The 24,858-nt window shown below is 70.6% G+C and carries 19 protein-coding genes; 9 read left to right on the top strand and 10 right to left on the bottom strand.

Features of this window, described 5'->3' with window-relative positions; genetic code table 11:
* Window positions 1-75 precede the first annotated feature (75 nt).
* Both ABGB17_RS27550 and ABGB17_RS27555 read left to right on the top strand, forming a co-directional pair.
* Complete coding sequence (locus ABGB17_RS27550) at window positions 76-684, top strand: helix-turn-helix domain-containing protein (protein WP_347634597.1); 609 nt, start codon at window positions 76-78, stop codon at window positions 682-684.
* Window positions 681-1,985, top strand: coding sequence for an MFS transporter (locus ABGB17_RS27555; RefSeq protein WP_347634599.1), 1,305 nt, complete (start codon window positions 681-683; stop codon window positions 1,983-1,985). Before ABGB17_RS27550 ends, ABGB17_RS27555 begins: the two co-directional genes overlap by 4 nt.
* Before the next feature lie 53 nt (window positions 1,986-2,038).
* Here the strand turns inward: ABGB17_RS27555 and ABGB17_RS27560 are convergent, their stop codons facing one another.
* The gene (locus tag ABGB17_RS27560) at window positions 2,039-2,791 is read right to left on the bottom strand and encodes a hypothetical protein (protein WP_347634601.1); all 753 of its coding nucleotides are present in this window, start codon (window positions 2,789-2,791) and stop codon (window positions 2,039-2,041) included.
* Between the two features lie 85 nt (window positions 2,792-2,876).
* The gene (locus tag ABGB17_RS27565) at window positions 2,877-3,236 is read right to left on the bottom strand and encodes an ATP-binding protein (protein WP_347634603.1); all 360 of its coding nucleotides are present in this window, start codon (window positions 3,234-3,236) and stop codon (window positions 2,877-2,879) included.
* 205 nt (window positions 3,237-3,441) lie between these two features.
* Between ABGB17_RS27565 and ABGB17_RS27570 the strand changes: the two genes are divergently transcribed.
* The 5 genes from ABGB17_RS27570 to ABGB17_RS27590 all read left to right on the top strand — a co-directional run bounded on the left by ABGB17_RS27570 (window position 3,442) and on the right by ABGB17_RS27590 (window position 13,079).
* A complete protein-coding gene (locus tag ABGB17_RS27570; RefSeq protein ID WP_347634605.1) occupies window positions 3,442-4,260 on the top strand; it encodes a helix-turn-helix transcriptional regulator in 819 nt (272 codons plus the stop codon).
* Window positions 4,250-4,450, top strand: coding sequence for a DUF397 domain-containing protein (locus ABGB17_RS27575; RefSeq protein WP_347634607.1), 201 nt, complete (start codon window positions 4,250-4,252; stop codon window positions 4,448-4,450). Before ABGB17_RS27570 ends, ABGB17_RS27575 begins: the two co-directional genes overlap by 11 nt.
* Window positions 4,451-4,499: 49 nt before the next feature.
* A complete protein-coding gene (locus tag ABGB17_RS27580; protein WP_347634609.1) occupies window positions 4,500-5,255 on the top strand; it encodes an SDR family NAD(P)-dependent oxidoreductase in 756 nt (251 codons plus the stop codon).
* Between the two features lie 220 nt (window positions 5,256-5,475).
* Window positions 5,476-12,672 carry an RHS repeat-associated core domain-containing protein gene (locus tag ABGB17_RS27585; RefSeq protein ID WP_347634611.1) on the top strand — a complete coding sequence of 2,399 codons (7,197 nt, stop codon included), beginning with the start codon at window positions 5,476-5,478 and terminating at the stop codon, window positions 12,670-12,672.
* A gap of 2 nt (window positions 12,673-12,674) precedes the next feature.
* On the top strand, window positions 12,675-13,079 hold the full coding sequence (locus tag ABGB17_RS27590; RefSeq protein WP_347634613.1) for a DUF4279 domain-containing protein: 405 nt from the start codon (window positions 12,675-12,677) through the stop codon (window positions 13,077-13,079).
* Between the two features lie 26 nt (window positions 13,080-13,105).
* On the opposite strand, the gene ABGB17_RS27595 is transcribed toward ABGB17_RS27590, so the two are convergent.
* Window positions 13,106-14,365 carry a nucleotide sugar dehydrogenase gene (locus ABGB17_RS27595; protein ID WP_347634615.1) on the bottom strand — a complete coding sequence of 420 codons (1,260 nt, stop codon included), beginning with the start codon at window positions 14,363-14,365 and terminating at the stop codon, window positions 13,106-13,108.
* A 424-nt stretch (window positions 14,366-14,789) separates the two neighbouring features.
* Between ABGB17_RS27595 and ABGB17_RS27600 the strand changes: the two genes are divergently transcribed.
* Together ABGB17_RS27600 and ABGB17_RS27605 are read left to right on the top strand one after the other, a co-directional pair.
* Window positions 14,790-15,137: a hypothetical protein gene (locus ABGB17_RS27600; protein ID WP_347634617.1), complete on the top strand. Its 348-nt coding sequence runs from the start codon at window positions 14,790-14,792 to the stop codon at window positions 15,135-15,137.
* Window positions 15,137-16,441, top strand: coding sequence for a UDP-glucose/GDP-mannose dehydrogenase family protein (locus ABGB17_RS27605; RefSeq protein ID WP_347634619.1), 1,305 nt, complete (start codon window positions 15,137-15,139; stop codon window positions 16,439-16,441). Before ABGB17_RS27600 ends, ABGB17_RS27605 begins: the two co-directional genes overlap by 1 nt.
* A gap of 42 nt (window positions 16,442-16,483) precedes the next feature.
* Here ABGB17_RS27605 and ABGB17_RS27610 read toward each other — a convergent pair whose 3' ends face one another.
* The 7 genes from ABGB17_RS27610 to ABGB17_RS27640 form a co-directional block, all read right to left on the bottom strand.
* Complete coding sequence (locus ABGB17_RS27610) at window positions 16,484-17,473, bottom strand: methyltransferase domain-containing protein (protein WP_347634621.1); 990 nt, start codon at window positions 17,471-17,473, stop codon at window positions 16,484-16,486.
* A gap of 34 nt (window positions 17,474-17,507) precedes the next feature.
* A complete protein-coding gene (locus ABGB17_RS27615) occupies window positions 17,508-18,299 on the bottom strand; it encodes a class I SAM-dependent methyltransferase (protein ID WP_347634623.1) in 792 nt (263 codons plus the stop codon).
* A 72-nt stretch (window positions 18,300-18,371) separates the two neighbouring features.
* A complete protein-coding gene (gene asnB, locus ABGB17_RS27620) occupies window positions 18,372-20,276 on the bottom strand; it encodes an asparagine synthase (glutamine-hydrolyzing) (protein ID WP_347634625.1) in 1,905 nt (634 codons plus the stop codon).
* Window positions 20,277-20,304: 28 nt separating this feature from the next.
* Window positions 20,305-21,087 carry a class I SAM-dependent methyltransferase gene (locus ABGB17_RS27625; RefSeq protein WP_347634627.1) on the bottom strand — a complete coding sequence of 261 codons (783 nt, stop codon included), beginning with the start codon at window positions 21,085-21,087 and terminating at the stop codon, window positions 20,305-20,307.
* A gap of 36 nt (window positions 21,088-21,123) precedes the next feature.
* The gene (locus tag ABGB17_RS27630; protein WP_347634629.1) at window positions 21,124-22,431 is read right to left on the bottom strand and encodes an O-antigen ligase family protein; all 1,308 of its coding nucleotides are present in this window, start codon (window positions 22,429-22,431) and stop codon (window positions 21,124-21,126) included.
* Between the two features lie 50 nt (window positions 22,432-22,481).
* Window positions 22,482-23,801, bottom strand: a complete 1,320-nt coding sequence (locus ABGB17_RS27635) for a hypothetical protein (RefSeq protein WP_347634631.1) — start codon at window positions 23,799-23,801, stop codon at window positions 22,482-22,484.
* A gap of 40 nt (window positions 23,802-23,841) precedes the next feature.
* Window positions 23,842-24,825: an NAD-dependent epimerase/dehydratase family protein gene (locus ABGB17_RS27640; RefSeq protein WP_347634633.1), complete on the bottom strand. Its 984-nt coding sequence runs from the start codon at window positions 24,823-24,825 to the stop codon at window positions 23,842-23,844.
* Window positions 24,826-24,858: the final 33 nt, after the last annotated feature.

Below are 24,858 nucleotides of genomic sequence, written 5' to 3' on the forward strand. Positions count from 1 at the left end.
GGTGTTCGGCGGGCTCCTCGGTGCCGCAGATGTGAGAGTTGACTCTCAAGAATTGTGAGAGAAGACTCTCACACTATGAACACCGGTAACCGCTTCGGCGACATCGAGATCACCGATCCGCACGCGATGCGGGCACTGGCGCACCCGGTGCGGCTGGCGATCCTCGAACAACTGCAGCGACACGGCCCGGCGACGGCGACGCAGCTCTCGCCGGCCGTAGGAGCGACCCCGTCGGTGACGAGCTGGCACCTGCGGCACCTGGCGGGCTTCGGGCTGGTCCGCGACGCCGAGCCCGGCCCGGACCGCCGGCAACGGCGATGGGAGGCGGTGGCGCGCGGCTTCCGGTTCGAGGCGCCGGCGGATCCGGACGACGAGGAAGGCAGGTCGGCCGCGCGCGTCCTGTCCCGGGAGATGTTCCTGCGCTCGGGAGACCTGCCGAGCCGGTGGGCCACTGAGGTCGAGCCCACGCTCGAACCGGAGTGGCTGAGGCGCGCGGGTCTGGCCGACACCCGGGTCGTCGTCTCCGCCGACGAGCTCGCCGCCATCGAGGACGCGATCGAGCACATCCTCGCGCCCTACGTGACACGTGACGAGGCCGCGCGGCCGGCCGGCGCCCGCGGCGTCCGCCTGCTGCGTTACGCCTTGCCGGACGGCGCCGAGGAGCAGGCCGGCGGGACGTCGTGAACGCCACCGACCAGGCGTCACCCGCGTCGCTGTGGCGGGATCGGCGATTTCTTCGTTTCTGGGCCGGCCAGTCGGTCTCGCAGTTCGGCGACAGGATCACCGAACTGGCCCTGCCGCTCATCGCGGTCGGCGCGCTGCAGGCCTCGGCGAACGAGGTGGCGTGGCTGACCGCGCTCATCTGGGCCCCGAACCTGCTCGCGATCGTCCTCGGTGCCTGGGTCGACCAGCGTGCCGACAAGCGGCGCCTGATGGTCCTCGCCGACCTGGTGCGGGCGGCGGTGCTGCTCTCCCTCCCCGCCGCCTATCTGCTGGAGGCGGTGACCCTCGGCCAGTTGTACGTCGTGGCGTTGCTGACGGGCGCGGCCGGAGTGCTGTTCAACACCGCCTATTCGCCGTTCTTCGCCCACCTGGTGCCCCGGTCGTCCTACGTCGACGCGAACAGCAAGCTCAGCGCCAGCCGGTCGGCGTCATACGTCGCCGGCCCGGCGGCCGGTGGTGTCCTGGTCCAGGCGTTGACCGCCCCCGTCGCCGTCGTCGTCGACGCCCTGACGTTCCTGGCGTCCGCGGTTCTCGTCGGCCGGGTCCCGGCGAACGAACCACCGGCCGCCCATGACCACGCGGCCCCCACCCTGCTGCGGCGTGCCAGGGAGGGACTGGTGTTCGTCGTCCGTCACCCGGTGCTGCGGGCGAGCCTCGGGTGCGCGGCGACCGTCAACTTCTTCACCTTCGTCGCGGGCAGCGGCCTGATCGTGCTGTTCGCCAGCCGGAACCTCGGGCTGTCCGCGGGAGTCATCGGCATGGCGTTCGGGATCGGCGCCACAGGCTCGCTCCTCGGCGCGGTGCTCGCCCCGAAGGTCTCGCGGAGGTTCGGCGTGGGCCGCAGCATCGTCGTGGGCGCGGTGTTGTTCCCCGCCCCGATCGCCGTCATCGCCGCCGCGGACGGCCCCCTCTGGGCCCGCGCCACGGCCCTGGCCCTGGCCGAGTTCCTCTCCGGCGTCGGCGTCATGCTGTTCGACGTCAACCTCAACTCCCTCCAGGCGGCCGTGATCCCCGACGGCATGCGCAGCCGGGTCGCCGGCGCGTTCAGCACCGTCAACTACGGCTTACGCCCCGCGGGCGCCGTCCTCGGCGGCCTCCTCGCCACCCTCGTCGGCCTCCGCGCGACCCTCCTCATCGCCGCCGTCGGCGGAGCACTGTCCCTGCTCTGGCTGCTGCCCTCCCCGATACCACGCGTCCGCACCCTCGCCGACCCGCCGGGGATCCACCCGATCCCCGCAGGACGAGCCCCCTCCGAACGCTGAACTCTGAACACCGCCGCGACAGGCGTCCCCGTGCGGACGGGGACGCCCGCCGGTCAGCTCAGCGACCGCTGTATGGCCGTGAACGCCTCCTGCGCGTCGTGGACGACAGCGTCGATGGGGTGCGCGAGCGCGCTGATGGTCGCGACCGGCGCGAGGCTCCCCGGCGCGAGCGGGTCGTCCAGGGCACGCAGTGACTCGACCGCGTCGAGCGGCACCGGCTCCTGCAGGCTCGGATAGGAACCGATCGGCGGGAACTCGCCGATCTCCGCCCCGACGAGCGCCTTCGGCCGTGTCTTCCATGCGCCGAGCGGCGTCTCGATGACCGCGTTCGGACTGAAGAACAGCCGTGCGGGAAAGCCCCGCTCCCCGAGCGACTGCGCGGCACCGAACGACGGCTGGAACAGATCCGGGTACTCCCGCTTGAACGTCTCCCCGAGAATCACCCGCACCGGCCCGAACGGCGTCTCCCCCCTGGCGTCGAGGTTGAGGATCTGCAACCACACCTGCTCGCGGTCCTGCGCGAAGAACCCGCGCGGCGAGACGAGGAAGTCGTCCCGGCCGACCTCGTCCGCGAGGGTCGCCCCTTCCGGCAGCCGGAAGACGGCCCGCTCACCGTCCTCGGCCGGGACGAAGGGCCGCGACCTGGCGACCGTCTGCACGGCCGAGGGCAGAGAGAAGGTGACGAGATCACCGGCCCGGTCCCCGGCGTGGAACCGGACCGCGACGATGAAGTGGCTCAGGAAAGCATCGATACCGACGTCCGGGAAAGCCCTGTCGTCGCCCGCGCGGGCTGCTGGAGTGGTCATCGCGAGTTCCTTCCTGTGAGGCGGAAATGCCGACCAGACGAGCAGAACACCTCCACGCCAGGATGGCCTTCTCCTGCATTGCGAATCAGCTTTGGTACGCGACCTGAAACCACACGACTCGCCCGCCTTCGTCCGTATGGGTTCCCCAATCTCTGGACAATTCCCGTACGAGCATGAGCCCTCGCCCGTTTTCATTGAACATATCCCCAGATACCGGCTGAAACGCGTCTCCTCCCGCGTCGACGACATCCACGTGGATCACGTCGCGGCAGTCCGCCATCGCCACCGCGACCCGCCCTCCACCCCGCGACCTGGAGTGCAGCACCGAGTTCGTCACCAACTCGGACACCAGCAGCGTCACGTCGTCCAGCGCCGGGTGCCCGTCGCCGAGCCGCCGCCTCACGAACTCACGCGCAGCCTTGACCGATTCCGGAGAACCGGCCAACTCTATGGCTCCTAAGAGTTTCCCCGTTCGCATGGGGCACGCCCTTTCCCTCGCCGAAGCGCGCACTTCCTGCGAACTTCGCCCCACCAGATTGGCGGCGTCCCGCTACGATCGGTAGCGCTTTCCCCTCACACCTGACCTACAATCGCCGCGAGAATAGAGGTAAGACGACTAATCGCCCGATTAGAAAGGAAATAGGCAGGAATTGTCCAGCGAGCTCGACCCCCGCGAGTCGCCCCGCGCTCTGTTCGCCTTCGAGCTGAAACGGCACCGGAACGCCGCCGGCCTGACCCAGCACGGCCTGGCTGACCGCATCGGCTACTCAGGTTCCCAGGTAGCCATGGTGGAATCACTCAGACGCCCACCCACCGAGCCGTTCGCCCGCCTGTGCGACCAAGCCCTCGGCCTGGACGGCACGATGGAACGGCTCTACGTCGCCACCACATGGAAGAACGCCCCCGAGAACCTCCGGCCGTGGCTGGAGGAGGAACAGGACGCGACAGGACTGCGCAGTTGGGAACCGACCATCGTCCCCGGCCTGCTCCAGACGGAGGCGTACGCCCGCGAGATGATCTCCAAGCGGCCAGGCATCACCGCCGCGCAGATCGATGAAAGGCTCACCAGCCGCCTGCAACGCCAGTCGATCCTGCGCGGGCACGACGCTCCCACCATCAGCTTCCTGATGGACGAGGCGGTCCTCCACCGAAGGATCGGCGAGCCGGAGGTCATGCCGGAACAGCTGAGCCACCTCTTGGAAATGTCTCAGCATCCGAAGCTCACCCTCCAGATCGTCCCCTACGAGACGGGGGCGCACTGTGGGCTGTCAGGCGGCTTCATCATCGCCGAACGCCACGGATCCCCCTATATCGCCTTCATCGAAGGCCAGCCCCACGGACGCATCATCGGAGGGCACCTGGAGATCGCTCAGCTGATGCTTCGATATGACGCCATCAGAGCCGAGGCTTTACCGTTCAGGCAGTCGCTCCGTCTCATCGAGGAAGTGGTGAACGCACGTGTCGTATGACCTCCACGACGCACGGTGGCGCAAGAGCAGCTTCAGCGCCGACGAGCAATGCGTCGAAGTCGCTTCAAACCTGCCCGGTGTCCTCGCCGTCCGCGACAGCAAGGACCCTGCCGCCTCCGCGCTGATCTTCTCCCTCACCGAGTGGTCGGCGTTCCTGGACGCCGTCAAGAGCGGCCGGTTCACCGTCTGACCCACCGTGGTGGTGCAGGAGCAGGCATGCGGGCCGCTAGTCTGCCCGCATGCCTACCGCACTGATCACCGGCGCCACCGCGGGCATCGGCGCCGCGTTCGCCCGCAAGCTCGCCGGGGACGGACTGACGCCGGTCCTCGTGGCCAGGGACGCCGAGCGGCTGGAGGAGAGCGCCGCCGCGCTGCGGAGGCGGTACGGGGTCGAGCCCGAGGTGCTCCCCGCCGACCTGACCACGGAGGAGGGCCTCGCGACGGTCGAGGAACGGCTGCGGGCGGGGGTCGATCTGCTGGTGAACAACGCCGGGTTCGGCCACGAGGGCAGGTACGGCACGGCGGACGTGCCCGTCGCCGACGAGGTCCGCATGCTGCGCCTGCACTGCGAGGCCGTCCTGCGCCTCACCATGGCGGCGCTCCCCTCGATCCGTGCCCGGGGACGGGGCGGCGTCATCAACGTGGCCTCGGTGGCCGCTTTCCTCCCTGGCGGCACGTACAGTGCCTCCAAGGCCTGGGTGGTCAACTACAGCCAGTCCATGGCCCTGAGCATCCCCGAGCCCCGCGTACGGATCATGGCCCTGTGCCCTGGTTTCGTCCGCACGGAGTTCCACGAACGCGCGTCCATCGACACCTCTGGCATCCCGTCCTGGCTCTGGCTCGACGCCGACCGAGTGGTCGCCACAGCGATGCGCGACTTCGCCCGCGGCATCCCGGTCAGCGTCCCGGACGCCCGCTACAAGGCCATCGCGAGCGTGGCCCGACTCATCCCGTCCGGCGTGATCCGCCACGCCGCCCGGCGCATGGGCCGCTGACTCCGGCCGAGACACCGCACGCCCCGGCCTCCTGGGTGTGATCCACGACCCAAAGCCCGCCCACGCGGCTACCCCCGTGATGCCCACGTCGTTCCACTGGCGCATTGACACGTTCGCTGGTGCCGATGAAAATAAATTCGATTTGGCATGATTTATACGGGGTTTACGCGGCCGGCTGAGGCCGACGCCGCGGATTGACGGGGATTTCGGAGGGTGTGGCGTGCGTTTTCGGCATGCTCAAATTTGGCTGTTCGCGATTCTTTCCGTGGTGTTAACGGGCGCCGGTGCCGGTTTGATCACCGATCTTGTGTCGCCTTCCTCGTCTGCCTCCGCGGCGCGGGAGCGGCCGGTGGAGGGGCAACCCGTTCGCAAGGTCGCCGCCGTCGACGGCGCGGAGGACTTTCCTTTCCCGGCGGGGAAGCCGCCGACACCGGTGTGGCCCGGTGCGGGAGTGGCTGACGTCACGATCGGTGCCGGTGCCGCCAAAGTGCCCGGTCAGCCCGTCACGGTAGCTCAGGCGAGTGGAACCGGCTCGCCGGGCAAGGTGCGGGTGGAGACATTGAGCGCCGACGCGGCCAAGCGATTGGGTGGCGTGGCGGTGGGGGTGCGAGTCACGCGTGCCGATGGTGCCCACACGCCTGGACGTGTACGGGTGGGTCTCGACTATTCCGGATTCGCCGCCGCGTTGCCCGCCAGCGCGGCATCCCGGCTGGGTTTGATCGAGATGCCGGCGTGTGTGCTGGAAGCACGGCCGGACACGGTATGTGCCAAGTCCGCGGCGAAGGCCCGCTTCGTACCGAGCGACAATGACGCCGCCTCGCGGCACCTGGTGGCCGAGGTGGACGCTTCCGCGGCCACGCCATCGTCGCAAGGGACCGTGTATGTGATGGCCACGATGGCAGCGGCCGAGGATCCGGGTGCGGGTACGGGGAACTTCGCCGCGACCGACCTGAAGGCGGCAGGCTCCTGGCAGGTCGGGCTCTCGGGCGGCGGGTTCTCCTACACCTACCCGATCCCGGTGCCGCCGCCGGTGGCCGGCGAGGCTCCCAAGCTGGCGCTGTCGTATTCGTCGTCGGCGATCGACGGGCTGACCAACTACACCAACAACCAGGCTTCTGTGGCCGGCATGGGGTGGGACGTCCCGACCGGGTACGTCGAGCGCCGCTTCCGGCCGTGCTCCGACGACACGGCAGAGACCACCAAGAACCCCGACCAGGTCAACTGGAAGCATCAGTGCTGGGAGTCCCCCGATGAGAACGACGGGGACTCGGCGACCACCGACCACACCACCTCTTACCTGGTGTTGTCAGTGGACGGCAAGTCCTCCGCGATCGTCAAGGACCGCAGCAGCGGCACCTGGAAGACGGTGGAGGACTACGGCTGGAAGGTCGCCTACGTACTGGACGTCGCCTCCGGGTTGTCGTCCTGGGTGGTCACCACCACCGATGGCACGACCTACCGGTTCGGTGCCCAGCGGGACTCCAACTGGCAGACCGCGTACGTGGGTGACGACACCGGCGAGCCATGTCATTCCAGTTACTCCAAGACCGGCACGCCGGGACTGTGCAACGCCACCTGGCGGTGGAACCTGGACCAGGAGACCGATCCCCACGGCAATGTGGTCGACTACACCTACACCCGCGAGGAGAACTGGTACTGCAAGACCGTCGGCGCGCTGTGCCAGCCGGGGCCTCTGGGTGACGGACGAGCCTTCCGGGTGGCCTACGACCGCGGCGGATACCTGGCGCAGGTGGAGTACGGCCGTAACACCAACGTCGCCGGCTCGGCGCACACCGCCCGGGTCACCTTCAACGCCGTCGACCGCGGAACCCCGCCCGTTTCCGGCATGCCGTGGGACAACGACACCCCCACCGACCTGAACTGTCCATCCGGCCCTGCGGACGTGATCCAGCCCTGCGATACCCCCGGGCCGGCGTTCTACATCTCCAAGCGGCTGAACACCATCGTGACCTCGGTCCACAATCCGGCGACCTCGCAGTGGGATCAGGTGTACCGGCTGGAGGCCGGCTACAAGTGGGTCTACACACAGATCCTGCAGGGCCTGCCCCCGGCCGGTCCCGTGCTGTGGCTGGACACCCTGCGCCCGGTCGGCCTGGCCGGCGACGGCCCCGACATCCCGCTGCCGCCGGTGGACTTCGAGGCCACCCTGCTGGACAACCGCGCCGACTACGACGAGGCCCAGGGCAAGGCCCGGCTACGCATGCCCCGCATCTCGGCGGTCTACAACGGCCTCGGCGGGCGCACCGACGTGTACTACGGGCAGGCCAATCCCTGCCCCTACCCCTCGGGTTACCCGAGCACCGGCTGGGACACCAACGCCCGCGACTGCTACCGGGCGACCCTCGGCACCTACTACGACTCCAGCGGCATCCCCCGCACCAGCCGCGCCGTCTACATGAAATGGCTGGTCACCCAGACCGTCGAGAAGGACCTGGTCGGCGGCTCACCCGACATGCCCACCCGCTACGAATACCTCGGCACCCCGGCCTGGGCACGCGCCTTCGACTACATGAAGGCCACCACGTTGAACGGACTGGTCTGCACTCCGCCGGTCACCGGCTACTGCAAGACTCTTTCGGAAGACTGGGACGAGTTCCGCGGCTACCAGACCGTGCGCACCATCAAGGGCGCCGGCGCCAGCCCCGACGACTACAGCGTCACCACCACCGCCTTCTTCCGCGGCATGTACGACGACCCCAACGCTTCCGGCAGCGCCAAGGGCACCCGCGTCACCGACTTCGACGGCGTCGCTTACAACGACCTGCGCGTCCTGGCTGGCCGTATCCTTCAGGAACAGACCTGGCGCGCCACCACCATCGGCAACGGCGCCGCCCCCTCCGTGGCACAAGGCCGCCCGGCGGCCGGGCCACCGGTTCCCGCACAACGTCACGGCTCTCCGCCACGGCCGGGCCTCGCCACGGCGGGTACCCGACCCGTGGCCGCGCTCCACGGCGCCAAAGTGATCGGCGCCGCGCTCGCTCCCGCCCGCGCACTCCTCAGCGGCCTGTCCGGCACCGCCACGTCCGCGTGCACGTATCCCACATGGTCCAGGACAAGTTTCTACGGCAAGGGCAACCGCGTCACCTGGGTCAGCCACCACTGGGAGGCCAAGAACCTCAACATGGGCATCGGCGCCGAACCCGGGGTCGATTCCTCGTGGCTCGACCTCGGCGCCTGCGCCACCTCGACCCCGACGCCCACCCCCACCCGGACTCCCACGCCGACCCCCACCGCGACGCCGACCACCCCTCCGGGTGGTCCGGTCCTGGGCGGCTACGCCGAGGTCCGCTCGACACGGTACGAGTACGCGATCCAGTTGGCCGGCAACGGCCCGGGCATCCACGACCCGTCGCTCGTCACTACCAGCCGCCAGGTCTCCCGCGAAGCCGTCACCAGCGGATTCCGCTACGCCGACCAGCGCACCGCCTACGACTCCTACGGCCTGCCCACCAAGGTGAACGACTACGGCGACACCGCGGACGCCGCGGACAACACCTGCACCACCTTCACCTACGCGCGCAACACCGCCAAGTGGCTGCTCCACTATCCGGCGACCGTGGAGCGCCGGGCCGGCGACGCCTGCACCTCGGGAACCCTGCTGGCCAGGACCGTGACGCTGTACGACGGCGCCACGAGCCCGTCCGCCAACACCCCCACCCGCGGTGACGCCACCGAGACCCGGACGTCCGTCAGCGACACCGAGTTCGCGACGGTGCGGGCCACCTACGACAGGTACGGGCGCCCCGCCTCCACGACCGACGCGCGTGGCATGACCACGACGACCGCGTACAAGCCGCAGACGGGATACCCCGTCGAGGGAATCACGGTGACCAACCCGAAGGGTCACACAGGGACGAACTGGCCCGCACCGGCGACCGGTCAGAACGTCAGGATGCGCGACTCGGACGGCAACGAGGTCACCCTCGAATACGACGCTCTCGGCCGTACTCAGCGGCTGTGGACCCCCGAACGCCCCCAGAGCGGTGGCACACCGGCAGCATACGTCAACTACACGATTCCCTATGACGGGACGCTCGGGCAGCCCACCTCGGCCGCCAAGACCACCATCAACACCCTGCGGTCGGGGTCCGGCTCAACCGCCAAATGGGTGAGCACGCACACTTATGTCGACGGCACCGGGCGGCCACGTGAAACCCAGGCCGCTTCGCCGGCCGGCGGCCGGATCATCAAGGCGATCGCCTACGACGCGCGCGGGCTCACCGCCGCCACATCCGGTGCCGCCTACGCCTCCGGCGCCCCCGGGAGCGGACTCCTCAACCCCGTGCTGACGAGCCTGCCTCAGTGGACCAAACTGATCTACGACGGCGTGGGTCGTACCGTCGCGGAGATCGAGTACGGCGCCTCGGCAGAGTTGCGGCGCAACATCACGCGGTACTTCGGTGATCGGCTTGAGGTCCAGCCGCCCGTGGGCGGGAAGAGCGTCTTCCACAAGGACATCAGGGATCAGACCACCAAAATCGAAGAGTGGGCCGACGCGTCCACGCATCACGATACGAAGTACACGTACGACACCTCTGGTCATGTCACCACGATGGTGGACGCCAACGGCAACCGGCGAACCTTCACCTATGACCTGCAGGGACACCGGACATCGGCTCACGATCCCGACGCCGGCGACAGTCAGCAGCACTTCGATGCCGCCGGCCTCCTCGCGTGGACCGTGGACGGCAACGGCCAGAAGGTCTCCTACAGCTATGACGATCTGGGTAGGAAGACCGCCGCGTGGTCGGGGGACGCCGGCACGGGGGTCAAGCTGGTCGAGTGGGTCTACGACACCCTGGCCAAAGGCAAGCTGACGTCGTCCACACGGTTCGTGAACGATCACGCCTACGTGGACCGGATCACCGGCTATGACGCTATGGGGCGGCCCACCGGCTCGGTTCTCACGATTCCGTCCTCGGAGGGCCTGCTCGCCGGGGACTATCAGTTCACCGCCGGGTACGACGCCTCGGGAAAGCTCAGCGAGGTGGGCATGCCGGCCGCAGGCGGGCTCCCGGCCGAGAAGATCACCTCTACCTTCACCGATCTCGGGCTGGCGTACGGGCTGACGTCGGATCTCGGCGGCGGATTCACCTACGTCAAGGCCACCCAGTACACCCCGACGGGTCGGCTCGCCGAGCGCTCCTACGGCGCAGCCGGCAAAATCAAACGTGCCTTGACCTGGAACGATTCCACGGGATGGCTGACCCGCGTCGTTACCACGGCCAAGGCTGACACCAGCACCCCGCAGGTGGCGCAGGACGACCGGTATTACTACGACACCGCCGGTCAGATCACCCGTGTCCTCGACGCCGCCTCGGCGGTTCCAGGCGGCACCCCGGGGCAGTCGGAATGCTTCTCCTATGACGGCCTGCAGAGGTTGTCGGAAGCGTGGACCACGACCGCCACCTCGTGTGCCGATGGTGTGGCCGGTGCCGACGGGCAAGGCATCGATCCGTACAAGCAGCAGTACGCCTACGACGCCGTCGGCAACATCACCACCTTCACCGACAACGGCCGGGCTTCGGCCTACCGCTACCCGGCACCTGGTGCCACGGCGGTCCGTCCCAACGCGGTGAATTCCATCGACCGTCCCGGCGGCGTCAGCGACAGCTACACCTATGACGACGCCGGCCGCCTCACCGCCCGTACCGTGGCCGGCAAAGCGGGCTCCTTCCAGTGGGACGAACTGGGCAAGCTCACCAAGGCCACCATCGACGGCAAGGACACCACGATGGTGTACGACGCCGAAGGGGAACGCCTCATCCGCCGCGACCCCGACGGCAGGGTCACGCTCTTCCTCGGGTCCATGGAGCTCGAGCTGGCGAACGGTCAGCTCACCGGCAAGCGCTACTACGCGGCTCCCGACGGTTCCACCGTCGCCATGCGCTCCGGTGCGAGCGGACTGACTTGGCTGGCTTCCGGCCTGCAGGGCAGCCAGCAACTCGCCGTCGACGACACCACCGGCCAGGTCAGCCGCGAACGCTATCTCCCGTACGGGGAGCGCCGAGGCGTCGACGACCTTCCGTTCACCGATCGCGGGTTCCTGGGCAAGATCGAGGACGGCTCGACCGGTCTCGACTACCTGTCCGCTCGCTACTACGACCCCGCCATCGCGAGGTTCGTCTCCACCGACCCTCTGCTGGACATGTCCCGGCCGCAGTGGACCAATCCCTACAGCTACGCAGGGGGCAACCCTGTGGGGCTTTCCGACCCCAACGGCCTCATCCCATGCACCAACCAGGCGGAATGCGACAGCTACAAGGACCATCTGTGCAAGAAGGAAGCGTCGGTCTGGTGCAAGGAGTACCTCAAGCAGAAGAAGCTCGCCAAGCGCGCGATCCAAGAGGCGGAACGCTGGCGGCAGGCGGTCGCGAACCTGCTCGTCGCGCGGACTCACTGCTCCGACTACCTGTGCATCGGCCGGATCGACCAGCAACTGGAACAACTTCTCGGGTTCGATCCGTTCGAGTACTACGACGACAGCGTGGCGGGAAACGTGGCCCGCTTCACCGCCGGCGTCGTGAAATTCATGCTCGAAGATGCGGTTAAATGCACTGAAGGCAGCGTCGGCTCGTGCGCGTTATTCGCGGCGAGTTTCATCCCGGGTGAGAAACTGGCGGTCGCAGGTCTCAAACTCGCTAGCAAAACCGGGAAGGCCGGTCAGAAGCTCGGCGGCTATCTGGGCAAGGCCATCAAGTCGTGCAGCAGCTTCGTTCCTGGCGTGAAAGTACTGATGGCCGATGGCGGTCACAAGCCGATCGAGAGCGTCGAAGTGGGCGACAGGGTGCTCGCCTACGATCCCGAGACCGGCCGGACCGAAGCCAAGCGCGTCGAGGCGCTGCTGACCGACCTCGGGGACAAGGACGTCGTCACGATAACGGTCGCCTCTGGTGTGGTCGTCGCGACGGACAGACATCCCTTCTGGGTGGGTGATCAGGGCCATTGGTTCAACGCCTCCGCGCTGCGGCCTGGTATGCGTCTCCGGTCGCCCGGCGGCGCGGACCTTCTGATCACCGGAGTCGAACGTGGCCATCGGCCGGGTCAGCGCGTGCACAACCTGGAGATCGAGGGCTTCCACACCTACTACGTGTCCGTGGGCTCGGCCGACGTGCTGGTGCACAATGCCAACGCGAGTTCCGAGCCGGACTGCGGAGACGCCGCCGATAAGGCGATAGAGGAAGCCGTCTCCTTCAACAAGATAAAAGAAAAGCGTCTGGAGAAGGAGCTGGAGGAGAAGTACGGCATCGACCCGCACGAACTGAAGCAGGACGAGCTCGGGCGCGGTGCGCAGATCTCCAGATTCGACGTGTACAGGGGATCGGACGGCTACTATTGGCTGATCCGCAAGGATGGCAAGGCAAAAATCAGAACCAGCTTCAAGTGGGATCGATAGCAATGTTTCGCATATCGCTGCGTCTCGTCAGCGACGACGGCGATCCGGCGGAGGTGACGGCCGCCACGGGCATGGCGGCCGGCACCGCGACCCGTGCCGGAGAACCGTCGGTCAGAACCGGCCGGCCGCACAAGTTCAGTTCCTGGAGCGTCCCCCTGGGGCCGGGGCCGCGGGTGGAGCGGCCGGAGGAGGCGTTCGACGCGTTGGTCTCGTGGGGTCTTCCGCTGGCGCGCAGGTTTCGTGACGTATGCGCGGACAAGGGCTGGGAGGCTTCGCTGGTCGTCGTCCAGGAGTTCCGCACCCCGGACGAACCACTGGAGAAAGGGATCTCACTGAGCCGGGAACTCGTCGAGTGGCTGGCCACGGCGGGCGCCGCCGTCGACGTCGACCAGTACATCTACTACTGACCGGCGCCGGCCGGAGGGCGGCGTGGTCACAGGCGTTCCACGTTGGGGCCGTGGCAGCGGTTTCTGGTGTCGAAGATGAAAGGGGCGGTGGTGCGGATCGTCTCGTAGTCGAAGAGGTCGTGGTCGGTGAGGATGACCACGGCGTCGGCTTTGGTGAGTTCCTGGGGGGTGGGGGTCGTCAGGTGGATGCCGGGAGGAAGGAGGAAGGGGTCCACGTGGGGTTCGGCGGCGTGGACCTTGGCGCCTAGTTTCGTCAGGGACCTGACCACTTCCAGGGCGGGGGATTCCCGGCAGTCCCCGGTGTTCCTCTTGTAGGCGAGACCCAGGGCCAGGACGCGGCTGCCGTTGACGGGTTTGCCGCGGCGGTTGAGGGCCAGGGTCAGGCGGTGGACCACATGGTCGGGCATGTGGTCGTTGATGTCGTTGGCCAGTTCCACGAAGCGGAAGTTGTGGCCGAGGCTGCGTTTCACCCGCCAGGACAGGTAGGACGGGTCGATGGGGAGGCAGTGGCCGCCCACGCCGGGGCCGGGGGTGAAGCGCATGTATCCGAAGGGTTTGGTCGAGGCGGCGTCTATGGCTTCCCAGACGTCGATGCCGAGCTGGGCGGCGAAGATGGACAGCTCGTTGACCAGGGCGATGTTGACGTGCCGGAAGGTGTTCTCCAGGAGTTTGCACAGTTCGGCGACCTGCAGCGATGACACGGGGACGACCTGGCGGACGATGCGGCCGTAGAAGGCGCGGACGTGCTCCAGGGCGTCGGCGTCGAGGCCGGCGACCACTTTCGGGGTGTTCTCCAGGTGCCAGTGGCGGTTGCCGGGGTCGATGCGTTCGGGGCTGTAGCCGAGGTGGAAGTCGCCGGGGGTGCGCAGGCCGCTGCCTTCCTCCAGCAGGGGGCGCAGGTGCTCCTCGGTGGTGCCGGGGTAGGTGGTGGACTCCAGGACCACGGTGGCGCCGGGGCGCAGCAGGGGGGCGATCGACTCGCCGGCGGCGGTGACGTGCCGCAGGTCGGGGACGCCGTCGCGGAGCGGGGTGGGGACCGTGATCACGCAGACGTCGAACGGGTCGGCGTCGGCGTGGTCGGTGCTCGCGCGGTAGCGGCCGGTGCGGTGGGCGGCGGCCAGTTCCTCGTCCGTGATGTCCTCGACGTACGACTGGGCCGCTTCCAGGCGCTTGACCCGCCAGGTGTCCACGTCGACGCCCACGACGTCGAAACCGGCCTCCACCGCGCGCATCGCCAGCGGCAGGCCCACGTAGCCCTGCCCGACGACGACGAGTCTCTCCCCCATGACCCCGCCCTTCACGTTCGGATGAGCCCGACTGTAGATCGCCGCGGCGGTGGGGACGGTCACCCGCACCGGCCAGGCGTGTCTGCCGGCCGAAATCCCCTGAAACCCCACGTAAAGCGCCGTCCAGCCACCGATTTGAGTAGAGCTCTTCCGTGTCTTGGCCCGCCGGGGGCGCTCATGCGCGTGGCGGGGGCCTAAAAAAGATCTCCTGCCGGAAAACGATCAGATCTCGGAGGTGGCGGGAATGGCGCGATGGGCAAGCGGCGGACGGCGGACGGGGAGGTGCGTGAACCTGCCGGCGCCGGCCGGCCCACGGTCCGGGGTCGCCGGCGCGAGGCCGGCAGGGGGGCCGTCGCACCACCACGGCCGATGCCCGGCCACCCCGCCGGAGGCCGGCCGCGCCGGCGGCGGACCGCGACGAGTGATGGCGTACCCGGCACAGGCGGCGGCCCGTCGCGCCGGCGTGGCCGGCGGCGGATCGCGGCGGGTGGTGGCGTGCCCGGCACGGGCGGTCCACCAGGACACCCGCAGGACGTACTTTCCCTTCGACACCGAGGATCACGAACACCGTGGCCACACGCTTCGTCACAGCCAGGCCGGCCGGGCGTCGAGCCCAGGGTCCGCCGCCCCGTCCGGGCACCCGCCGGTCGGCGCCGGGCACCTCCAGGGCCATGGGTACGCCTGTCACGCGCCGGCCGGCACGTTGTCCGGCGCGGGCGGCCCCGGCCGGGTGTTCGCCGTGGACGCGGGCACCGGAAAGATCAGTTCTTGATGGCTGCGTCCGGGTTGACCGTGAGCGTGGTGGGCACCGGCTACCTCGGCACCGCGCACGCGGCGGGTATGGCGCAGCTCGGGCACGACGTCGTCGCCATGGACGTGGACGCCGAGAAGATCGCGTCGCTGTCCGCGTGCGAGCTGCCGTTCTTCGAGCCCGGCCTCGGTGCGTTGCTCCGCAAGGGGGTGGAGTCGGGCCGGCTGCGGTTCACCACGTCGTACGACGATCTCGCCGGGGCCGATGCGCACTTCGTGTGCGTCGGCACACCCCAGGCCCCCGGGTCGTGCGCGGCGGACCTGCGGTGGGTGGAGGCGGCGTTCACCGAGCTCGCGGACCGGCTGTCCGGGCCGTCGGTCATCGTGGGCAAGTCCACGGTGCCGGCGGGGACGGCGCGGCGGATGGCGGACATCGTCGCCCGGCGCACGGACCAGGTCGAGGTGGCGTGGAACCCCGAGTTCCTGCGGGAGGGTCACGCCATCGAGGACACGCTGCGGCCGGACCGGCTGGTGTTCGGGGTGGAGACGCCCCGGGCGGAGAAGGTGCTGCGGGAGGTGTACCGGACGGTCATCGAGGAGGGATGTCCCGTCGTGGTGGCCGGCTACGCCACCGCGGAACTCGTCAAGGTGTCGGCCAACGCGTTCCTCGCCATGAAGATCTCGTTCATCAACGCCATCGCCCAGGTCTGCGAGGCGACCGGCGCCGCGGTCCTCCCACTCGCCGAGGCACTCGGTTACGACGACCGCATCGGGCCCCGGTTCCTCGGGCCCGGTCTCGGGTTCGGCGGGGGCTGCCTGCCGAAGGACGTCCGCGCGCTGTACGCGTGCGCGTCGGAGCTGGGCCTGGAGGACGTGGCCGCGTTCCTGCGGCAGGTCGACGTGATCAACCTGGGGCGGCGGGACCGCATACTCTCCCTGGGACGCGAGCTGCTCGGGGGTTCGTACGCCGGGGCGCGGGTCTGCGCGCTCGGGGCCGCCTTCAAGCCCAACACCGACGACGTGCGCGACTCCCCCGCCCTTGCCGTGGCGGCCGGCGCGCGCCGTGAGGGCGCCCGGGTGGTCGTGCACGACCCGGTCGCGGTGGACAGCGCCCGCCGGGCACGCCCCGACCTGGAGTACGCCGACAGCATCCTCACCGCGGCCCGCGGCGCCGACGTCGTGCTGCTCCTGACCGACTGGACCGAGTTCGAGGACCTGGACCCGTCGGTGCTCACCCCGGTGGTCCGCCACCGCAACATCGTGGACGCCCGCAACCTGCTCCTCCCGACGCGCTGGCGCGCGTCCGGCTGGAACTACCGCTCGTGAGCGACGCCGCCCGGCCCACCACGGCCGGGCGGCCCCGGGCCGCTACTTCACGCCTCTGACGACGTACAGGCCGCGGTGGCGTTCGACGGTGACCTCCCGCAAGGAGAGGTCCTTGGTCCAGCGGAGCAACCTGCGGCGGGTCTGGGGTTTCTCGTGCCAGGGGGACAGCCAGTCGAAGGTGTCGAGTACGGACCAGGTCAGGGCGGTTTCGGTCTTGGTCAGGCCCAGGTGGGTGTGGTTGGCCACCGGGACCAGGCGGGTCAGGTAGGGGCCGGCGGCGGGGACCTTGGACAGGGCGGTGGAGACGGGGAGGAGGCGGGGGACGAGTTTCTCCACCCATCTGTACAGGCGGGCGGGGGGGATGCGTTTGGTCAGGGGGCGCAGGAGCTGGCGGAGGTGGGGGTAGGCGACGGGGGCGGCGTAGACGTCCACGCAGAAGCGGCCGCCGGGGCGGAGGTGGCGGAACAGGGTCTTGAAGGTGCGTTCCACGTCGGGGGTGTGCTGGATGACGCCGAGGCAGAGCAGGTGGTCGAAGGCGTTCTCGGGGAGGGGCATCTCGTAGATGCTGGCCTGGACGAGGCGGAGGTTGGGGTGGTGGCCGTTGGAGGCGGCGTTGGCGTGGACGGCGCTGGAGATGTCCACCGACGTCACCTGGGCGCCGGTCTCGCAGAGGACTTCGGTGAAGCGGCCGGCGCCGCTGCCGCATTCGAGTACCTGGGTGCCGCGGAGCGATTCAGGGGTCCAGTGGCTCTGGCGGAACAGGCGGTCGCGGGAGATGGGGAGGCCGGTGCAGGAGTCGAGCTGGGTGAGGCGGTGGCGGTTCCACTGGTAGCCGAAGGACTCGGCGTAGTTGTCCTTGGGGACGAAACGCGGGATGCCGCGGTCCACCGGGTACGTGGCGCCGCAGCCGTCGCAGCGGAGCTGCTCCGCGACACCGGTGGACGGTGACGTGTGCGCGGTGTGGCCGGAGCGCAGCGTGGTGCGGCAGGCGGGGCAGCACAAGGGCGGCGGGACGGTGGCGGTGACGGGCATCAGCGGACTCCTCGCCCGGTGGCGGTGATGGGCATCAGCGGGATCCTCGTTCGACGGCCGGGAGGCCGGGGCCGGTGAGGCCGATGTACTTGCCCTGGTAGGCGAAGACGCGGAACGCGGGGTAGGTCGCGGCGTGTTCGCGGAACACCAGGTTGTCCTGGATGTCGTCCATGACGAGGACGTGGCGGGGGGCGGTGTGGGGCCGGACGCGGTGCAGGAAATACTCCCGCCCGTTCCGCGTCTTGTCGGAGTCATAATGGGACAGGCCTATCGGGGGGACGTGGGAGAGGATTTCCGGCAGGTTCCTGCGGTCGCCTTTGATGTGCAGGCTCCATGAGTCCCGGAGCTCCGGCGGGACGACGCACCCGATATAACGCTCGGGATGGGATATCCGGAACAACGGGAAATCACTGGAATAAAGTTGGCCGCCCCCGTTGGCCGCCAGCCCGCCGAGGATCGCCGCCGTGGACCACCCCGCGGCCACCCCGGTCTCCAGCGCGACGGCGGGGCGCAGGGCCCGGGTGAGGAAGTACAGCAGCTCGATCCCGGCAGGTCCGCCGAGGTCGACCCCGGCCGCCGCGACCCGTTCCACCGTGGGGCGTGCGGACGTCTCGAGGGTGCGGGCGAAGGCCACCGACTCCTCCCACAGCGCCGGGTCGGCCCGGCGGCCCCAGGCGTCCATGTCCTGCGCGTGCGCGCCCGCCCACCCCTCGGCGGCCTTTCTCTCACGGTCGTGCCCGTGGCGCAGGCGCAAATAGACTTTGTGCGCCATCGTGGGAAGATATGCCGGGCGCATCGCGTTCCTGGCGACCGTGAACAGCGTCATGACGCCATGGTAGGTAATGGCCTACCGGCCCGGGGAAAGGCGCCGCACGCTCTTTACCCGAAACGAAAACAATCAATTCCCCGGCACGCGGGCCGGCGCCCGGCTCTCCCGCCGGTCCACGAAGGCCCGATGCCACAGCTCGAACTGCATCAGCGCCCAGATGCGGTCGGCGTGGTCGTGCCCGGCGTCGTGCGCCCGCAGCAGCCGGGTCACCGCCGCCGGGCGGAACAGGCCGCGTGAGCGCGCGGTGTGGTCGGTGAGCACGTCGTACGCCGGCTCGCGCAGCCCGCCGCGCAGCCATCGCGCCAGCGGCACGCCGAAGCCCGCCTTGCGCCGGTCGATCACCTCGGCGGGCAGCCAGGGGGCCACGGCCCGTTTGAGCAGGTACTTGGTGGTGCCCGAGCGGATCTTCAGCTCCAGCGGCAGCCGGGCGGCCCACTCCAGCAGGTGGTGGTCGAGGAACGGCGACCGCGCCTCGAGCGAGTTGCCCATGGTGGCGATGTCCATCTTCACCAGCAGGTCGCCCGGCAGGTAGGTCGCGATGTCCACGTCGATGAGGCGCCCCACGTCGGTGGCGGCGCGGGACGCGGCGAACGCGTCCTCCAGCAGCGCGTAGCTGTCCACCCCGGCGACCCGCTCCCGCAGCGCGTCGGTGTACAGCGCCGCCTTCTGCGCCGGGCCGAAACACGACATGAGGCGGGCGTACCGAAGGGCCGGCGGCAGGCCGAGCAGTTCCACCACCCGCCCGGCGTCACGCAGCCGCGACCGCGCCGGGGCGCGGGAGTGCACCGCCACGCCGAGTCGCCGCAACCACGGCCGGGCCGCCTCGGGGACGGGGACGCGCCGCAGCCGCGCCATCGCCGCGTACCGCCGGTACCCGCCGAGGCACTCGTCCCCGCCGTCGCCGTTCAGCGCCACGACGACGTGCGCGCGGCTGAGGCGGGCGACGCAGAAGCTCGGGATGGCCGAGGAGTCGGCGAACGGCTCGTCGTAGTGCCAGGTCAGCTCGGGCAGCAGCTCGGTGCCCGGCCGGGACACGACCAGCTCGTGGTGGTCGGTGCCGTACCGCTCGGCGACCATGCGCGCGTAGCGGCGCTCGTCGAAGGCCTGGTCCTCGAAGCCGATGGTGAACGTCTTGACCGGCCCGGACGCCTGCCGGGCCATGGCGGCCACGACGGCCGAGGAGTCCAGCCCGCCGGACAGGAACGCCCCGAGCGGCCGTTCGCTCACCATGCGGACCCGGGTGGCCTCAAGCAGCAGCTCCCGCAGCCGCTCGGCCTCCTCGGCCTCCGTGCCGGCCGGGCGCGGCGCGCTGTCCAGCCGCCAGTACCTGCGCACCTCGGTGACGCCGTCCTGCCACACCAGCAGGTGACCCGGCGGCAGCTTGCGCACACCCTCGTAGATGGACCACGGCGCCGGCACGTACTGGTAGGTGAGGTAGTGGTGCAGTGCCACCGGGTCCAGCTCGCGCGGGACGGCGGGGTCGCGCAGCAGCGACTTCAGCTCCGAGCCGAACCACAGGGACGCGCCCCCGGCCCGCCAGTACAGCGGCTTCTTGCCCACCCGGTCGCGGGCGAGCAGCAGCCGCCCCCGGCGGGTGTCCCACAACGCGAACGCGAACATGCCGCGCAGCCGGTGCACCAGGTCGTCGCCGAACTCCTCGTAGGCGTGCACCAGGCACTCGCTGTCCCCCTCGCCGGTGAACCGGTGGCCCCGGGCGATGAGCTCGCGCCGCAGGTCGGGGAAGTTGTACAGCTCGCCGTTGTACACCGCGACGACGGTGCGGTCCTCGTTGTAGACCGGCTGCGTCCCGCCCGCGACGTCCACCACCGCCAGCCGCCGCATGCCGAGCCCGGCGTGCGCGTCGTCGTGGTACCCCTCGGCGTCGGGCCCCCGGTGCACCAGCGCGTCGCACATGTCCCGCACCAGCGCGGGGTCGGGCCGTCCCGTGGACACGACCCCCGCTATGCCGCACATGGCCGTCCTCCCGAGTGCTCGGGGCTCGTCACGTCCGCAGGGCCCCGGTGATCTTCCTGTTGTCGAACAGGAAGCACGGGCGCCGCCCCCTGGCCTGGCAGAAGTCGATGAACGCGCGGCTGACGTCGGCGTCGTCGCTGGCGAACAGCCCGTCGGCGCGCATCAGCGGCCAGGTGTTCTCGTACTCCAGCATCTGCCCGAGGTAGCGGTGGTCGCTGTCGTGGAAGAAGAAGTCCACGCCGCCGAGCCCGCGCAGCGCCGCGACGAACGCCGCCTCGGGCGCGGCGCGGTCGACGATCCTGCGGCGCCACCGGTCGTGGTCGCCCACCAGGCGGCCGGCCCTGGGGTTGATGTCGAAGCTGTGCAGGGTGCCCTTGCCGTTGCGCTCCAGCGCGCTGAGGAAGAAGAAGGACGAGCGGCCGTCGGCGATGCCCGTCTCCACGACGACCTCCGGCGCGAGCAGCCGGGTGGCCGCGTACACGAAGAAGCCGGTCTCGGCCTCCACGCCGAAACGCTGCGGGAACGCCAGTTCGGTCGCCTCGTACCGCTCGGCGATCCGCAGGGCGACGTCTTCGTACTCGCGCAGCAGCGGCTGGATCTCGGCGGCCGGCCAGCCGAGCCGTTCCAGGAACACCGGCGCCGTGCTGGCGAGCGGCCCGCCGCAGGACACGAAGTCGTGCAGGGCCGGGGCGGTGTTGCGCCGCACCCAGCCGGGCGCGAACCGGGTCGCCAGCCAGCTTCCCGTCACCTCGGCCACGGGCCTGATGCCGCTGTGCCTGGCCCACCGGCGGGCGGTGGCGACTCTTCCCATGAACTGCCCCTTCGACGTGGTCCCGGTGATCAACGATCACGGCCGACAGTAGCGGCGTCCGGTGCCGGGTCCCTGCGACACCGGGACGGCTGGCGAATCCGTGGCGGGGGCTTTGCCGGTGGCGGAGGTCATGGTGAAGAACAGCACGGCGACCAGCGACACGCCGTACAGGTGCATCTCGGTGAGCGACATCGCGAGGACGGCCGCGAGGAACAGGTACGCCACCGTGTCGGGCACGGCGGCGCGGCCGAGCAGGCAGACGTAGACGACGAACAGGAGGAGGCCCACCAGGCCGGTGCACGCGCCGAGGTAGAGCCAGAGGTTGTAGATCGAGGTGGTGTCCACCCCGATGAGGCCGGTCTCCTTGGCACCGGAGGAGAACGCCCAGCCGTGCCCGGTGAGGGGCCTGTCCATGAACTCGGCCCACCCCGCCGTGATGCCGCGCACGCGCAGCGCCGCCGACCTGGTGCTGAGGCCGAACACGCCGGTGATCCACGGCACCAGGGGCAGCGCCACGAGCGCCAGGACCGGGGGCAGCAGCACGGGGATGTACCAGCGGCGCGGCAGCAGCGCGACGAGGGCGACCACGACGAGGGCGAACCACACCGCGCGGGTGAGGGTCATCGCGACGCCGAACAGCAGCACCACGGTGAGCGCGGCCTTCGCGGCGCCCGGCATCCGCGACGCGGCGACGACGAGCAGCGCCGCGATGAACAGGACGCCGGCGTGCGCGGGGTCGTCGATGACCACCCCGCGCAGCCGTTCCGGCACGTGCGGCAGGTACAGCGCGATCTCGGTCAGCGAGAGGCCGACGACGGCGGCGCGCAGCCACGCGTCGCCCCGCGCGCGGTAGGTCACCGCGATGCCGACGGCGGCGTACACCGCGATGCGCGACAGCGCCGTCATCAGGCCGTAGCCGTTGTAGGTGACGAAAAACGCCCACAGCAGGAACGCGATCAGAGCCAGGCGGGGGGCGGTGAGACGCACCGCGAGCAGGCGCGGGCTCAGCGCGAGCCGGCCGAGGTAGACCAGGGCCACGACGTCGCTCGGCGACAACGCGCCGAGGGTGGGAGTGCCGTCCCGCACGGTCACGATCACGAGGGCGGGCAGCACGTCCAGCGGCAGCAGGAACAGCGCGACGCCGGCCAGCAGGTCACGGGTGGCCGTCTCGCCCATGAGGCCGAGCAGCCACGCCACGGCCCCCACCAGCAGCCCGGCGACGCACCGCAGCACGGTCGCGGCGTCCGGCCGGCGCGGCGGCCCCTCCGGCCGGGTGCCGAGCCCGGACGGCCGGGCACCGTACGCGGGCGGCCGGGCACCGTGTGCGGGCGGCCGGGTGGTCAAGGGGGCGCCCGGGGTTTCACGGCCGGGCGGCGGGGTGGGGGCGGCGGCGTTCACGGGCGGCCCGCCAGGGGGCGGAGCAGGGCCAGCCAGCCCGCCGCGAAGAGCACTGCCACGGCGAGGGCGCCGAGGGCGTACGCCCGTGCCGCGGCCTCCGGGCCGGCGGTCAGGTGGAGGGCGAGCAGCAGGGCCCCGGTGAGCAGCACCCCCTCGGTGGCGACCGCGACCAGCCGGACGGCGGGCCGGCCCACGGCGAGCGGCAGGACCTTGGCCCACACCACCGCGCCGCGCACGCATCCGGCGGCCAGCAGGACGAGCGTCGCGGTGGCCAGGGTCACGTAGGCCGGGCCGTACACCAGCGCGAGCGCGGGCCGCGCCAGCGGCAGCGCGAGCCCGGCGGCCGCCACGCCGAGCACGGTCAGCGGCACCGTGGCCCGCAGCACGTCACGCCGGATCGCGCCCGCGTCGCCGCGCACGGCGGCCGAGGCCAGGCGGGGGTAGAGCTGCGCCGTCACCGTGCTCACGGTCGCGAGGAACAGCCGTCCGGGCGCCGCGGCGATCTTCAGGAATGTCACGAGTGATGGACCTCCGAGCAGGCCGGCCAGGGTGAGGATGCCGTTGTCGGACGCGAGGGACACGCAGGTGGCCGCCGAGGTCGTGACCGCGAACCGGGCGAGCCCGGCCGGGGCGCGCCGGGGCCCGCGCGGCGCGGGGCCGAGCTTGGCACCGACGGCGCGCCGGGCCAGCACGGCGAGCACGGCGGTGGTGACCGCCGCGGCCGACGCCATGGCCGCCAGGTAGGCGACCGGCCCGCCGAGCACCAGCGCGGTGACGGTGGCCGCGCAGCTCAGCACCGCGAAGCCGAGCCGCAGCCGTCCGAGGAGCTCCAGCTTCCCCGCGATGGCGAAACCCGCCGCCGAGGTGCCCCGGGACGCGGTGCCCCCCTGGTACAGCAGGGCGAGGACCAGCAGCGACGCCGGCCCCGGCGGCGCGGCGCCCGCCTGCCCGGCCACGGTGACCAGCGTCACCCCCAGCGCCGCGCCCGCCAGGCCGATCAGCGCGTCCAGGCGCAGCAGGCGGCGGAACAACCACGTGCCGCCGCCGGCGTCGCCCGCCTCCTGCACCGGCACGAACCGCTGCGCGGCGTCGCCGAGCCTCGGGTCGCACAGCAGCGCCCACACCGCGGCCATCGACTGGGCGAGCAGCACCTCCCCCGCCCCGGCCGCACCCGTGAGGCGCACCAGGACGGCGGTGGCCGCCAGCGACAACACGGCCTCCACCTGCCCGGCGGCCCCGAGCACGGCGAAGTCGCGCATCTGGCGCCGGGCCGAAGGACGGACCCAGGAGCCGATGCGGGTGTACAGGTCGGTCACGCCCGTGCCCCGGGATCCGGGAGCGGGACGGCGGGGCGTCTCATCCAGCGGTCGCACCGGCGTGCTCGTCGCCGTCCTCGGACAGGAGCCACTTCCACTGCAGCCGCATGCCGTCGGCCAGCGAGATCACCGGCTGGTAGCCCAGCAGGTCGCGTGCCTTGGTGAGGTCGGCCAGGGTGGACTCCACGTCGCCGGGCTGGCGGCCCTCCCGCCGCACGGGCACCTCCCGGCCGGCGATCCCCGCGGCGCAGTCCAGCACGTCCAGCATGGACACGTCGGAGCCGCCGCCGACGTTGACCACCTCGTCCCTGGCGGGCGCGGTGGCCGCGGCCAGGGTGGCGGCCACGACGTCGCCGACGTAGGTGAAGTCACGCCGTTGCAGGCCGTCGCCGTACAGGTGCAGCGGACGGCCGGTGAGCGCGGCGCGCAGCACGCGGCCGATCGCCATGTCGGGACGCTGCCGCGGGCCGTACACGGTGAAGTACCGCAGCGCGACGACGCTGGTGGCGGTGTCCACCCGGCGGGCGTGCGCGAGGGCGAGCCGTTCGGCGGCGAGCTTGGTGACGCCGTACGGCGACAGCGGGCTCGGCAGGTCGGTCTCCCTGGACGGCCGCCCGGCGGTGCCGCCGTACACGCTGGAGGACGACGCCAGCACCATGCGCGGCACCCGGGCCGCGGCGCAGGCGTCCAGCAGGCGCTGGGTCACCAGGACGTTGCAGGTCAGGTAGTCGGCGAACGCGTCGCCCCAGGAGGACCGCACGCCGGGGATGCCCGCCAGGTGGTAGACGACCGAGGTGTCCGCGAGGTGGGGCGCGAGGTCCAGGTCCGCCAGGTCGGCCTCGACGAGGCGGAACTCCGGGTGCCCGGTCAGCGGGGCGACGTTGCGGGCCGCCACGGGGTCGCGGGACACCGGGCGCCGGTCGACGCCGATCACCCGGACCCCCCGGCCGAGCAGCGACTCCGCCAGGTGCGAGCCGATGAAGCCCGCCACCCCCGTCACCACCGCCTGCGTTGAACCGATCACTGCTTTCCCCCGATCAGCGGATACGCGTACATG

The organism is Sphaerisporangium sp. B11E5 (assembly GCF_039871875.1).
Taxonomy (GTDB): Bacteria; Actinomycetota; Actinomycetes; order Streptosporangiales; family Streptosporangiaceae; genus Sphaerisporangium.